The sequence below is a fragment of the Kribbella deserti genome (assembly GCF_042434725.1).
Taxonomy (GTDB): Bacteria; Actinomycetota; Actinomycetes; order Propionibacteriales; family Kribbellaceae; genus Kribbella; species Kribbella deserti.
Map to the genome: position 1 here is coordinate 54,852 of NZ_JBHLTC010000024.1, position 12,459 is coordinate 67,310.

The 12,459-nt window shown below is 64.6% G+C and carries 14 protein-coding genes; 4 read left to right on the top strand and 10 right to left on the bottom strand.

The window, feature by feature from the left end; all coding sequences use genetic code 11:
* Positions 1 to 6 precede the first annotated feature (6 nt).
* Both ACFFGN_RS20075 and ACFFGN_RS20080 read right to left on the bottom strand, forming a co-directional pair.
* Positions 7 to 291, bottom strand: coding sequence for a methyltransferase domain-containing protein (locus tag ACFFGN_RS20075; protein WP_380049800.1), 285 nt, complete (start codon positions 289 to 291; stop codon positions 7 to 9).
* A gap of 277 nt (positions 292 to 568) precedes the next feature.
* A complete protein-coding gene (locus ACFFGN_RS20080) occupies positions 569 to 1,198 on the bottom strand; it encodes a class I SAM-dependent methyltransferase (RefSeq protein WP_380049803.1) in 630 nt (209 codons plus the stop codon).
* A gap of 51 nt (positions 1,199 to 1,249) precedes the next feature.
* Between ACFFGN_RS20080 and ACFFGN_RS20085 the strand changes: the two genes are divergently transcribed.
* The gene (locus ACFFGN_RS20085; RefSeq protein WP_380049806.1) at positions 1,250 to 1,612 is read left to right on the top strand and encodes a PH domain-containing protein; all 363 of its coding nucleotides are present in this window, start codon (positions 1,250 to 1,252) and stop codon (positions 1,610 to 1,612) included.
* Here ACFFGN_RS20085 and ACFFGN_RS20090 read toward each other — a convergent pair.
* Positions 1,605 to 2,447: a DUF3626 domain-containing protein gene (locus ACFFGN_RS20090; RefSeq protein WP_380049809.1), complete on the bottom strand. Its 843-nt coding sequence runs from the start codon at positions 2,445 to 2,447 to the stop codon at positions 1,605 to 1,607. The genes ACFFGN_RS20085 and ACFFGN_RS20090 overlap by 8 nt on opposite strands.
* Before the next feature lie 36 nt (positions 2,448 to 2,483).
* Between ACFFGN_RS20090 and ACFFGN_RS20095 the strand changes: the two genes are divergently transcribed.
* Positions 2,484 to 3,248, top strand: coding sequence for a DUF429 domain-containing protein (locus ACFFGN_RS20095; protein WP_380049811.1), 765 nt, complete (start codon positions 2,484 to 2,486; stop codon positions 3,246 to 3,248).
* A gap of 105 nt (positions 3,249 to 3,353) precedes the next feature.
* Here the strand turns inward: ACFFGN_RS20095 and ACFFGN_RS20100 are convergent, their stop codons facing one another.
* The 4 genes from ACFFGN_RS20100 to ACFFGN_RS20115 all read right to left on the bottom strand — a co-directional run bounded on the left by ACFFGN_RS20100 (position 3,354) and on the right by ACFFGN_RS20115 (position 6,331).
* On the bottom strand, positions 3,354 to 3,830 hold the full coding sequence (locus tag ACFFGN_RS20100; protein ID WP_380049814.1) for a hypothetical protein: 477 nt from the start codon (positions 3,828 to 3,830) through the stop codon (positions 3,354 to 3,356).
* A 151-nt stretch (positions 3,831 to 3,981) separates the two neighbouring features.
* A complete protein-coding gene (locus ACFFGN_RS20105) occupies positions 3,982 to 5,076 on the bottom strand; it encodes a methyltransferase domain-containing protein (protein WP_380049817.1) in 1,095 nt (364 codons plus the stop codon).
* Entirely contained in the window at positions 5,073 to 6,020 is a 948-nt protein-coding gene (locus tag ACFFGN_RS20110; protein ID WP_380049820.1) for an MvdC/MvdD family ATP grasp protein, read from the bottom strand. The genes ACFFGN_RS20105 and ACFFGN_RS20110 overlap by 4 nt, the downstream gene beginning before the upstream one ends.
* Before the next feature lie 35 nt (positions 6,021 to 6,055).
* The gene (locus ACFFGN_RS20115) at positions 6,056 to 6,331 is read right to left on the bottom strand and encodes a hypothetical protein (RefSeq protein WP_380049823.1); all 276 of its coding nucleotides are present in this window, start codon (positions 6,329 to 6,331) and stop codon (positions 6,056 to 6,058) included.
* Positions 6,332 to 6,457: 126 nt separating this feature from the next.
* On the opposite strand from ACFFGN_RS20115, the gene ACFFGN_RS20120 reads away from it, so the two are divergent.
* Positions 6,458 to 7,585 carry a helix-turn-helix domain-containing protein gene (locus tag ACFFGN_RS20120; protein WP_380049825.1) on the top strand — a complete coding sequence of 376 codons (1,128 nt, stop codon included), beginning with the start codon at positions 6,458 to 6,460 and terminating at the stop codon, positions 7,583 to 7,585.
* Between the two features lie 145 nt (positions 7,586 to 7,730).
* Here ACFFGN_RS20120 and ACFFGN_RS20125 read toward each other — a convergent pair whose 3' ends face one another.
* Together ACFFGN_RS20125 and ACFFGN_RS20130 are read right to left on the bottom strand one after the other, a co-directional pair.
* Positions 7,731 to 8,387: a hypothetical protein gene (locus ACFFGN_RS20125; protein WP_380049828.1), complete on the bottom strand. Its 657-nt coding sequence runs from the start codon at positions 8,385 to 8,387 to the stop codon at positions 7,731 to 7,733.
* Between the two features lie 671 nt (positions 8,388 to 9,058).
* On the bottom strand, positions 9,059 to 9,958 hold the full coding sequence (locus tag ACFFGN_RS20130) for a LysR family transcriptional regulator (protein ID WP_380049831.1): 900 nt from the start codon (positions 9,956 to 9,958) through the stop codon (positions 9,059 to 9,061).
* Positions 9,959 to 10,052: 94 nt separating this feature from the next.
* Here ACFFGN_RS20130 and ACFFGN_RS20135 point away from each other — a divergent pair, with 94 nt between their 5' ends.
* Positions 10,053 to 11,024 (top strand): aldo/keto reductase, encoded by a 972-nt coding sequence (locus tag ACFFGN_RS20135; RefSeq protein ID WP_380049834.1) that lies wholly within the window; start codon positions 10,053 to 10,055, stop codon positions 11,022 to 11,024.
* A 58-nt stretch (positions 11,025 to 11,082) separates the two neighbouring features.
* Here the strand turns inward: ACFFGN_RS20135 and ACFFGN_RS20140 are convergent, their stop codons facing one another.
* Entirely contained in the window at positions 11,083 to 12,273 is a 1,191-nt protein-coding gene (locus ACFFGN_RS20140) for a hypothetical protein (protein WP_380049836.1), read from the bottom strand.
* Positions 12,274 to 12,459: the final 186 nt, after the last annotated feature.

Below are 12,459 nucleotides of genomic sequence, written 5' to 3' on the forward strand. Positions count from 1 at the left end.
CCGCTGTCACGCGGACGACTTCGACCCGGCGGCGCCGTACATCGGGAGCGAGAAGTGGAACGCGCCACGCGCCGCCGCCTCGGTCAGGCCGGTCTGGAACGCCTTCGCCTCGTCAGGCGTTATGACACCAGCTGCGACGGAGGTCGGGATCATCACCTGGAGGAATCCCTCGTTGGCGCCTTCCTGCGGCTCGATCCAGGTCGCGGCGGTCTCGTCGTCCACCGGCACTCCGGCGTCGGCGAGCAGCCCGCGCAGCTGGCGACCGGCGAGCGGGTTCGCGGACTGGCTCATCAGGTGCGCGGTTCGTCGCGTCCCCCTCCACGTACTCGATCTCGTGGCTCACAACAGCCTGCGGGTGGATCTCGCCGGCGCGGCGGAGCGCCTCCTGGCGAAGGCCCGGGCCTGGTTCGACGCCGGCCGCGCGACCGGTGATGGCGTGCATCGCGACGACCTCTTCGCCCGTACCAGATCCGACGTCGAGCACTGCGGCCAGCCGGGCCGCGTCCTGCTGCTCGATATCGGCGGTACGGAACGAGCCGAGGTGTTCCCGGTCTTCGGTACTCATGGGTCAGTATGTCGCGCCGGGCCGACGCCAGAGCAGGGAATATCGCCAGTACATCCGGCGCTGGATTCGCACTCCCGGCATCAGCTCGCCGGCCACCTGCTGGATCTCCGCGAGGGTGTCCTTCGGGTCCTTGATCGGCATGCCGTCGTCGTGCGGCTTTCCCGCCTTCCCCCGAGCGGCCAGGTACGCGCCCATCGCGGCATTGCCCGCCAGGTTCGCGATCTCCATTGCCTTGTCGGTGGCCTTCGCGGCACGGTAATGCCCGATCACGACGAGTACGCCGTTAGGTCGTACGAGCCCAGCGAGGCGGGTCAACCCGTCGCGAAGCGGGAGGTGGTGAAGACTGGAGACGGCCGTGACGACGTCGTACCCGTCGGGGTGAAGGTCGGCCTGGAGTACGTCGCCGAGGATCCAGCGGATGTTGCCCCGCGAGGCGCTGACGTTCTTGGCCTGGTCGATCATGACGGGTGAGGCGTCGATCGCATCCACGTGTTCGGCCCGCTCGGCGAGGCGGCGAGCCAGCACACCGTGCCCGCAACCGACGTCGAGCATTCGCCCGCCCTGTCGCGGAATCTGGTCCAGCAGCCAGTCATGGTAGTAGGCGTTGTGATCCCACTGAAGTGCGCGCGGCAACGGTGGTATCCACATGTGAACCGATCGTAGCCCGCGTGCGTCTCACCCCCCATGAGCCAGCCTGTCTATGACAAGAAGGACCAGTTCGACAAGGTCGCGTCCGGCCTGCTGCAGGGCGAGACGGTGATCGCGGTGTACGACGCGATCGGTACCGGCACCGGCTTCATCGGCCTGACCGACCGGCGCGTGATCATCCAGGACAACTCGTTCGCCGGGAAGCGGACGGCGCTGACCTCGATCCCCTACGCCAAGGTGCAGAGCGTGTCGTTCATCGCGGACAAGTCGATGTTCGGCAAGTGGGCCTCAACCTCGGAGATCGCGATCCAGGCCGGCGGCCGTTCGTACGAGGTGGCCTTCCGCGGCAACGACAAGGCCAAGCACTGCCACGACGTCATCCTCTGGAAGATCAGCTGAACCGCGCCAGGTAGTGCCAGACCTTCTTGACGTCCTGCGGATCATGCTCCCGTACGGCCTTGCCGATCACGTACGGGTCCAGCCAGCCGTGCTCGGCGATCCGCAGGCCCAGGTCGACGTACTGCTGCCCGCGATAGTCCGGGTGCTTGACCAACTCGTCGACGTGGAGGCGGAAACCCGGATGCCACTCGATCAGGCAGGGTAGTTCGGCCGCTACCGCTTCGACTTCTGTGCCGCGGTAGCAGGGGTCGAGTACGAGGGCCTCGACGTCGGTATCAAGGCGGACCGGTCCATGGGTCTGGGCCTCGATGTAGTCGTTGAGTTCGTCGTACTCGTGCGGGTCGTCGGCGGTGAGCGCGGCCTGGCGGTCGGCCTCGGCCAGGGCGATCAGCGGCATGCGGTCGGCGACGCCGAAGGCCGTCGGCTCCAGCCAACTGTCGGGATAGCAGAAAGTCGACCTGTGGACCGCCTCGGCCGTGAGGCGGAAATGCGCCGAGCCGAATCGCGGGGCGGCACCGACGGACCTCCGCCGGAAGTTCAGCGCGCCGTACACGGGACGCTCCCGCGGCGGCGAGTCGTCGTACACGCCGCCGAAAATCCGGCTCTCCCACCGCCATCGATCGCCGCCCGGATGCGCGGTCAGACCGCCGTTGCTGGTGGCGGTGGCGAACTGGGACAGGTAGACGCCGTCGGCAACCAGCTTCGCCAGCATGAGCCTGCCATCGTGGAGTCGATCGGGATGGAAGTTCAGCGTGATCCGAAGCTCTGGGTGCACCGGCGATCCGGATTTCACCTGGCCCGCCACATGCTCGATGGCCCGCTCGCTCGCTGTCACATTCGACATTCTGACCCGTTGTGGCAGCATGTGCCGGTGTATTTCGTCGGGGTCGATCTCGCCTGGGGGTTGAAGGGCATCACCGGGCTCGCCGTGGCGGACGAGTCGGGACGGTTGCTCGCGGCGACGGAACGACGTACCGACGACGAGATCCTCGAGTGGTTGCGCCCGTGGACCGACGGGCCCTGCCTGGTCGCGATGGACGCGCCCCTCGTCGTACGGAACGCTACCGGCAACCGGCCGTGCGAGAGCCTGGTGACGAAGTACTTCGGCAAGTACAACGCCGGCTGCCACTCGTCCAGCCTGGCCTTACCGCATTTCGCCGACGGCGGCCGGGCCTACCGCCTCGCCCTGGAGCTCGGCCTGCGCGTGGATTCCCTCGAACGCGTCGAACGCCAGGCCGTCGAGGTCTACCCGCATCCGGCGATCGTGGCGTTGTTCGGGCTGCCGAAAATCCTGCAGTACAAGGACAAACCCGGCCGGGACGCGTCGTACTGCCGTAGCGAGCTTCTCCGCCTGCTCGACTTTCTAGAGGGTCTACCGCTGTTAGACGTATCGCGCTGCGCGGACTGGGACCGCATCCGCACGGCGGTATCACTGGCAACGCGCAAGGTCGAACTCGCACGCGTCGAAGACTCGATCGACGCCATCGTCTGCGCGTACATCGCCCACTACGCCCACCACCAGCCCGACGCCGTACGCCCCATGGGCGACGCGGAAACCGGCTACATCCTCACCCCGGTCACCCCCGACATCGCCACCCGCTACGACGCCGCCCTCCCCCACCCCAGCCCCGCCTAGCCGCCGCCCCGCCTAGCCCTTGAGTCGTCGAGTCGTCGGACGGTCCTGGCTTCGAGCCGAAGTCGTCCGGCTGGCTCCGCGATCGGCCTACTTCGCGGGGACGGCCTACTTCGCAGGGATGTAGGTGTAGCTGCAGCTCGCCATCTCGGCCGGCCCCTTGGCCGTCTTCGTCGACACAACCTTCTTGTTGACGATGATCGAACACGTGATCGTGCCCTTCTCACTACCACCGTTGAGCGCATTCATATTCACGTGCCCATTCGGCGGCACCTTGATCGACGTCTCGTACGGCGGCGGCACCGACACCCCACTCGAAAACCCAGGCGGCCCGTTATTGATCGTCAACGTGACCTTCTTACTCGTCCCCGTGATCTTGAACGTCACCAACACAGACGGCTTCATCGGCTCGTCCTTGTTGTTGCCGGCCTTGGTGCTCAAGTAGACGACACCCGCCGTACACCCACCGATCATCAGCAAAAACACACCAAGCAGGATCAGCACCACCTTGCCGAACCCACCACTCTTGCGCCCTTGCCCAGCCACCGGCGGCTGATACGCGTTATAAGGCTGCTGCCCGCTCAATCCCATCTCCCAACCGAGACAAACCCCAACCCCTAACCATACGCACGCCCCGACGCCCATCGATCTGCAACTTCCTGCAACCTGCCCACGCCGCCCACCACCGCGCGCTCAACAGGCTGCATCTGGGCCAATGACTCACCCCGCCGTCGCCCTACCGCCCCCTTGGCAGAAGCCAGGCCACGTCGCTTCCGTCGAGGCGAACGTGCTGGGTGCAGCCGTCAATGGTGAGACTGAATTTCTCACGCGACGGGCGACCGAGCTCGTCCCATTGCCTGTGCGCCTTCTCCACCGAATCCCACAGCCGTCGAGATCCGCCTTGGGCGACTGTGTTGTCATCGAGTCGGACCCACGAACCGTCGGGATGGGTGAAGATGGCTATCCCGCTGTCCAGTTTCGTTAAGAACCGCAGATCCGGCACGACCGCAGACAGCACGAAGCGAAAGTCACTGTCGAACCAGACCATCTCATCGAGATCAGTGGCCCGAGTCGACGCGATGGCCGATTTGATGTCAGCGATCTGGACCGCGAGATCGCTCTGTCCTGGCGTAGGGCGTAGCGACATAAAGAACGCGCCTCCCGGCAAGAACCGGCCTTCACCTTTCCGGCCCGGGGCGACGTCGATCACCGCAACACCGGTAGCAATCGGTGCCACGATGCGCCCGCCGGGCCGGACTTGATCAAGCCAAGTCTCCGGGACTGAGTCGGGGGCGCAAGTGGCGATGATCCCGTCGTACGGCGCATCGCTGGGCCAGCCGCCAGCGCCGTCACCGACCACAAGTGTCGGGTGATACCCAATCGACGCCAACCGAGCCTTCGCGTCATTAACCAGGTCCGCGGCGATGTCGATGCTGACCACATTGCTGTCGCCAAGGCGGTGACTCAGCAGACCGGCGTTATAGCCGGTGCCGGTGCCGATCTCCAGGACCCGATCACCGTCGGCCGGATCGAGCGCCTCCAGCATCCGAGCCATCAACGACGGCACCGTGCTGGACGACTTCACATCCGGCGAAACCACCAGCAACTGATCGGCGTACACCCCGTGCAGCCATTCGTCCGGAGTGCTTAAATCGACAGCCGGTTGCTCGGTCCGTGACTGGCGATAGAACACCGGCACGAACACATGCCGTGGCACGTCAGCAAAAGCCGCCCGCCACGCAGACGAGGTCACAGCCCCCTCCGTGATCAGCCGCTCGGCCAACTCCGCACGCAGCCTCGCGGCCTCGCGCTCAATTGTTGCGCCGCTCACCCAATGGCACCTTTCTCCAGCAAGTCCGCCAATGCCGCACTGATCGGATGACCGACTTCTTCCTCGATCCAGGCCCACTGCCCATTCGGGTTCAGCTCGATGAAGACCCACTGGCCGTCAGGTCGCACGATGAAGTCAAACGCCCCGAACACCAGCCCCAGCCGGTCCATCATCGCCCCGACCGCAGCCGTGATCTTGGAGGGCGCCTCGATCGCGGCGTACCTGACGCGACGACTATGCGCTCGGATGTCGAGCTCACCGTACGGGTCATCGGGCTCGATCGCCGCCGAGAAACACTGCCCTCCGACATACGTCAATCGGACCTCGTAATCGCGCTCCACAACTTCCTGGAAGAGATGTGCTGTCGCCGTAATGCCGCCATCTCCCCAATCTGCCTCGGGAACCTCCGTCGTATAGAGCAGACCCGGGCCCTTTACGTCGTCGACGTAGCGAACTATCGACAACGACTTGGTGATGATCCGCCCCATCTCGGTACCAAACGCGACGACGTCTTCCGGACGGTTGGTCACCAGCGTTCTCGGCGTCACCAAGCCGACGGCGGACGCGATCGCCAATTGGTAAGGCTTCATCCTTGCATCGGCCATCCGGCCTGGCTGATTGACCCAAGTCACGCCTGGCAGCGCCGCGAGGAGGCCGAACACCGCGTGCCGGGCCTGAGACCGTACAAACGCGTTCTCCGACTCCGACAGCCCGTCTGGAGTCTTGAAGTCAGACGGGCGGCGGTAATACACCGCCTTAACCTCGGCTAGGTCAGCAGCCCGCAGCGGTCCGAGCACTTCACCACGCCAGGAACCGTCGAACCTGGCCGACAGATCAAGCGTGTTGGGAAAGTCGCCGGGATCGAGTCGCCAAAGAGCGACACCTCGCTCGTTCAGGTGCGCTAGAACGAAGTCCGCGGTCGCATCGCACACCTCGGTCAGCACCAGAACACGAGGGCTCGGACCACTGCGGGGCCTCATCAGTCGTCTTCTCCGTAGTCAAGGCTGATAGGGGTTTGACCATCGCTTTCAAACTGGCTACGCGTGCCCGCCGATATCAGTTCGCGTAGCGGCCGGTCACCCACGTATCCGATCTGCGAATCCGGATCCAGATTCACCAACTCCCGCTCGTGCTTCGAGCCCGGCTCCCAGCGAGCCACCGATAACCCGAAAGGACGAACAGCAGCTTGGCCAACGAATTCACTCGGTCTGCCGAGAGGGGCGCGCTCGGTATCCAAATCTACGATCATGCTCATGGCTCATCACTCCAAACCCAGCTGTAGCGAACTGTTCACAGTCTGTAGTGGAGTGATCTGTCTCACTAGTGGCACCCTTAGTGGCAGGCCTGCTGCGTACCGCCACCGCCGAGGCATCATGGTGGAGTGACAACCATCGGCGAGCTCATCAAGGACTTGCGCACAGCCCGGGGCTGGTCGCAATCTCGCCTTGCCGATGAGCTCAGCAAGTCCGCTGGAACCACCATCGCCCGCGAGTACATCTCCCGCCGCTGGGAAAGCGGCCGCCATGAACCAAGCCCATTCTGGCTCCGGCACCTATCTGCCGTCCTGGATGTCCCCTTGACCGTCCTGGAGCACGATTCCGTGAAGCGCCGAACGTTCCTTACCGATGTTGCCGCCACAGCAATTGCCCCCGTTGTCGCATCCGACCTGATTGCAGAGGGCTTCTCGGCTCGACTGAAGAACGCCGGACCCAGCGTCGACGACTGGGAAGCCAAGCTCGCCACCTACGGCACCGACTACATGAGCTTTGGAGCCGCTGACATTCAACGCCGGCTCGCCAACGAACTCGTCGTTCTACAGCAACAACTCGATCAGCCGCGGCTATGGTCAGTGGCAGCTAGGCTGATGACGCTCTTCGCCAAAACCTTCCCGGGTTCGGACGGAGCAAAAGCTGTTACCTGGTACCGGCTCGCAGCAGAAGCAGCCGATCGCTCCCAAGACGAAGAGGCCATGGTCTGGGTTCGCGGCCGAGCATCACTCGCCCTCGGGTACGAGGGTGCCTCCCTTGGCGTGGCGCGCGTCCTGGAGACCCAGGCGTCCGCGATCAGCGATAAGCCGTCGAACGGCCTCCTCAACGCGGTCTGGGCGGATGCTCATATCAAAGCGCTATCTGATGACCAGGACGGTGCGCGGCAAGCCCTCTTGCAAGCACAGCGCCTATTCGAGAAGGCCGGCTCGGAAGAGCCGACGGACTACGCGATCCCGTGGTGGCGTCACAACGTTCACATCAGCCTGCTCGCAGCCCGACTAGGCGACGAGAAGGTTGCTTTGAAAGCGCAGGAGGACGGCGCGGCGGCGATCCCCGAATCGATGCCCAGATTCCATACTCACCTGCAGATGCACCGCGGCCTCATGATGGTCCGCGCCGGCGACCGGCCCGGCGGAATTGCCACCGCCCAACACGCCCTCGACCTGCTCCCTCCGGAGAAGCACAGCCTCACTCTGCGCATGCTAATGAACGAAATCAGCGCTCCCGTACCAGCCGCCTAAGGTTGCAGCCCGCGCTACTCGCTGTCTCCACCTTTGCGCAACTCGACATTAACCGAGTTGCGTTTCATCGGCGTTGCGACCTACTCCAGACGTCGCACCTGTGGCCGCTGCCACCCAATGCGACCGCGCCAATGCGCCGGACTCACTAGTCCGTCGGTGGAATGAATACATTCTGATAATGCCATTCAAAGAACTCGGCTGACTGCGCAGTGTGGGCGCTGCAGTTGGCGCCTGCGAGTTGAGTTAGTCGCTCGGAAAGTTCACCCTGGACGAACTTGGCCTCTGTTCGAGCGATGACTCGATCCGCCCTGACAGCTAAGTAGCCGAGCTCGAACAGAGCATCGCAGCCGAGTATGCACGCGAGCATCGCAACCCGACCTAAACTGCGGCGTTCTTCTGCAGTACACGCAGACCTGCGTTTAATGTGCGCTGCGACCAGGAAGCGCGCTGGGAGAGTCTTGCCGCATATGGCACAGTCAGCGACCTCGGCCGTCCCGAGCAGATGCCGCCGCAACGCGCCCTGCTCACCACGTGATTCACCAGCGCGAATTCTGGCAAGGTCCCCCTCAAAGCGAAGGTCCTCTAGCTTACCTCCGGCCAGCGGTGCAGCCGAGATCTCAACTACCGGCGGTTCACCCGCTGAGAAAGCGCCTGGCAGCGCGAGCAATACGGCGGCGACGAGCACTCGCCCTTCGCCAAATTCGGTCTCGCCTACCGTGACCTGACCGAATCTCTCCAGGCTATTCAAGGCGCGCTGGACCTCTGCGATTTCTACATCAATGTCAAAAACAGCTTCACCCACAGTAGCTATAACTGCTGACTCGTTGATGCTCTTGATGAGACAAGAAACTCCGCCGGGAGCGCTAAGTTCCACACCGACTAGTCGACGGAGAAGTAGGTCTGCAGATTCATGTCCCGCCGGTTGTGCGAGCACTTCCGCGGCAGTAACCCCTGAGCTTCCACCCTCGAGCCCGCTCTGAGCCACTAAGGACGCGAGGCTCTGCCCGTACTCAGAATCTAGCGGGAATAGGTAACCTTGATTTACGCCGCCCTTCACATTGAAAGGCCCGCCTATCGTTGCCCGCTTGTCCGGATCCGGCAAGTCGCTGAATGGAATCGGATCCACCAGAGCGCGGTATGCAGTGTGGATTCGCCATCCGTCTTGCGCCCAATCTGGCGGTAGGCTCACAGGGCGCCCACTCTCGATAGCCTCGGTCGCAACCTTGCTTATCGCTTTGATTTTTTGTTCATGGTAATGGAAAACAACGTCGTTGGGACGAACATCCAGCATCGACTGCCAGTGGCTCTGGCGCCCACCAGTTTGCGTCCGAAGCGGCGCCCAGAGAATGCCCGCCTCTCGCTCTTCGGTATAGGTCCTTCTTTGATTGACCCACCAGTACCGCATCTTCCCCCTCAGAATTCAGCGTGTCTGCCGCTACATCTTCGCAGCTAAGGGGACCTGCGGCAGGCGTGTCAGCAAGTTGGGGTGTTGCTTAGTTGAGCGTCAAGCATGCCCAGTAGGGCGTCGGCGGCGAGGGTGGCGGTGGGTTCGGCTGAGGTGGCTACGGAGACTTGCCAGCGGTCGGTGGCGTGGGGTTCGAGGGGGATGGTGGCGTGGGTGAAGCCTTTTTTGGCGGCTATGCGCTCGGGGACGAGGGCTACGCCTAGGCCGTGACTGACCAGGGCCAGGAGGGTGTGGACGTCGTTCACTTCGAGGGAGACGGGGTGTTCGATGGCGGCGGCTTCGAAGGCACGGTCGGTGATGGCGCGGGCTCCCCAGGTGCGGTCGAAGTCGATGAAGGACTCCCCCGCCAACTTCTCCAACGCGATCGGGCCGCCGCCGACCAAACGGTGATCCGGCGGGCAGACCAGGACCATCGACTCGGACGCGAGTGGCCGGAGGGTCACGTCCGGAACCGGCTCGCCACCCGTAGCGACAAAGGCCACGTCCAGCCGTCCCGAGGCGAGTTCCTCCAGCATCGGGGTGGAGCCGCCCTGACGGACGGAGATCTCTACGCCGGGATGAGCCGCTCGGAACTGGGCGAGGATCGCCGGGACGTTCACGACGCCCAAGCACTGTTCTAGGCCTACGGAGAGGGAGCCGCGGAGTAGGCCTTGGACGGCGGCTACGGCTTCTCGGGCGGCTGCGGCGCTGGCGAGCGTACGGCGGCCTTCTACCAGGAGGGCGCGGCCGGCTTCGGTTAGTTCGACGCTGCGGGTGTTGCGGACGAAGAGCGAGGCGTGGAGTTCGCGTTCGAGTGCGCGGATCGAGGCGGAGAGGCCGGACTGCGAGATCGACATCGCCTCGGCGGCGCGGGTGAAGTGCCGTTGCTCGGCGACGGCGACGAAGTGTTCGAGATGCCTCAGCTCCATAACGGCACAGTACCGGTCATTAAGAAGCTCTTGCGATCGAACCTAGTTGATTCTCCTGTTGGACATCTCATCCGCCGTGACGGAGGTTGGACCTATGGACTACACGCATCTCGGCCGGACCGGCCTTTCCGTCAGCCGTCTTTGCCTTGGCACGATGAACTTCGGGCCGGTTACGCCCGAGCAGGACTCGTTCAAGATCATGGACGTCGCGCACGAGAACGGGATCAACTTCTTCGACACCGCGAACGTATACGGCCGCGACAAGGGCAAGGGCGCGACCGAGGAGATCATCGGCCGCTGGTTCGCCCAGGGCGGTGATCGGCGTGAGAAGACTGTGCTCGCCACCAAGGTGTATGGCGACATGTCGGACCGTCCGAACGACGCCAAGCTCTCGGCGCTCAACATCCGCCGTGCGCTGGATGCGAGCCTCAAACGACTTCAGACCGACTACATCGACCTCTACCAGTTCCACCACGTTGACCGGGCTACTCCCTGGGACGAGATCTGGCAGGCGATGGAGGTCGCCGTACAGCAGGGCAAGATCCTGTACGCCGGAAGCAGCAATTTCGCCGGCTGGCACATCGCCCAGGCTCAGGAGGCTGCGGCCCGTCGCAACTACACCGGCCTCGTGAGCGAGCAGTCGATCTACAACCTGCTCAAGCGCGAGATCGAGCTTGAAGTGATTCCGGCGGCTCAGTCGTACGGTCTCGGCATCATCCCGTGGTCGCCGCTCAACGGCGGTCTACTCGGCGGGGTCATCCGCAAGGACCACCAGGGCGTACGGCGTCTTGAAGGCCGTTCGAAGGAAGCGGTCGAGGCCCTTCGTCCGCAGATCGAGGCCTACGAGGACTTCGCGGCGGAACTCGGCCAAGAGCCCGGCGATATCGCCCTCGCCTGGCTGCTGGCTCAGCCCGCCGTCACGGCCCCGATCGTCGGCCCGCGCACGCTGGAACAACTCGAAGCCGGCATCCGCGCCCTCGACCTCCACCTCGACGACAAGGCCCTCGCCCGCCTCGACGAGATCTTCCCGGGCCACAAGCCCGCCCCGGAGGACTACGCCTGGTAACCCGGCCCCCGCAACCGCCCGTACGACGCGAATCTTCACGTCGTACGGGCGTTGTGCGTTAGACGGAGCGGGATTGGAGGGTGGCTTTGCGGGCGGCTTTTACTACCGCCGGGTCGGGGTGGTGGGTGGCTAGGGCTTGCAGGACTTCGGCGGCGGCTGGGTGGGTGGTGTCGGCCAGGCCGGCGATGTGGTCGAGGCTGCGGGGGTCCTCGAAGCCGAGTTCGGCGGCGGCTTCGCGCTGGGTTTCGTCGTCGGGGCCGAGTACGGCGACGAGCATGTCGGCGAAGAGCCAGCTGGACTCGGCCGGCGTCAGCTCGGGCGCGGAGAGACCTGCCTCCGTGAGCCAGTTGATGGCGTGGGGGCGGACCGAGGGGTCGTCGAGCTTGGACCGTACGGCGTCCTCGGCGGCGGCGCCTACGCGTTGCAGCAGGGCGAAGGCGCCGGAGCGGTCGTCGGGCGTACCCGTGGAGGCGAGCGTGACGAGCTCGTCGGCCGCGGCAGACGGGCCTACGGCATCGATCCACTCGTGCACGAACGCCTCGCGCTCGCCGTCGTCCTCGAAGACCTGCGCCATCTCCATCACCTGGACCGGGCTCGCCTCGGCCAGGTCGGTAATGACGGGCGCGTCCACGCCCACGCTGCCGAACCAGCAGCTGAGGCCGAACTGCCCCAGCGGCGTCGACTGGAACAACTCGCCGTCGGTGAGAACCACGCCGAGGTCGAGCAGCCGGCTCATCAGGTACGAGACGGCGTCGGCCGCGTCTTCGCCCGTGCCGTCCATCTCCACCGCCGTACCGACGAGGTCCTCGAAGGAGACGACCGGTTCGAGGTGCAGCATCATCAACAGCACCGGCAGGGCCTCGGAAGGCTCGTCCGCCGGGTAAGCCGTCTCGATGTCCCAGTCGACGATGTCGGCCCAGACGTCGAGTTTGTCCTGGTCAGTGCCCTGCTCGAGCACGGCCAGGGCCGGACCGGCAACGGCCTGATCGCTTTTCAGCGTGAGGAGTTCGGCGTCGACGGCGGCAGCCCAGCCGACAAGCAGTTCGTCCAGGCCGAGGCCCAGTTCCTTGGTGCCGGCCTCCACGTCGTGTGGGTCCAGCTCGCCGTCGTTATTGACGGAGCGGCCCTGCCCCCACTCGGCGAGCCGCTTGAGCTCGGTGAGGCGAAGGCTGGCCAGCGCGAGCGGAGCCAGGTCGGATTCAGCGGGTAGCCGGACAGCGGGGAGCCGGAGAACTTCGGGCTCGGTCATCAGAAGTCGCCTCGATCGGTTGCGAATAGCCTTACCGAAGCGAGCATAGCCAGCTTGCCTCACAAGCACGGCTCGGGCGATTGATAACGAAGTGCAAGCAATGGCGGCGGTGTTGCGTCCGGGTGGCCTATGACTCTGCGAGGCTGTACGCCTACGGAGAGGGGTCTCGGTGTTCCGACGACGCGG

Bases quoted from the DNA above. Each gene is read 5' to 3' on its own strand.
- ACFFGN_RS20075 (WP_380049800.1), bottom strand. From the start codon at position 291: ATGAGCCAGTCCGCGAACCCGCTCGCCGGTCGCCAGCTGCGCGGGCTG.
- ACFFGN_RS20085 (WP_380049806.1), top strand. From the start codon at position 1,250: ATGAGCCAGCCTGTCTATGACAAGAAGGACCAGTTCGACAAGGTCGCG.
- ACFFGN_RS20115 (WP_380049823.1), bottom strand. From the start codon at position 6,331: ATGAGCATGATCGTAGATTTGGATACCGAGCGCGCCCCTCTCGGCAGA.
- ACFFGN_RS20130 (WP_380049831.1), bottom strand. From the start codon at position 9,958: ATGGAGCTGAGGCATCTCGAACACTTCGTCGCCGTCGCCGAGCAACGG.
- ACFFGN_RS20135 (WP_380049834.1), top strand. From the start codon at position 10,053: ATGGACTACACGCATCTCGGCCGGACCGGCCTTTCCGTCAGCCGTCTT.
- ACFFGN_RS20140 (WP_380049836.1), bottom strand. From the start codon at position 12,273: ATGACCGAGCCCGAAGTTCTCCGGCTCCCCGCTGTCCGGCTACCCGCT.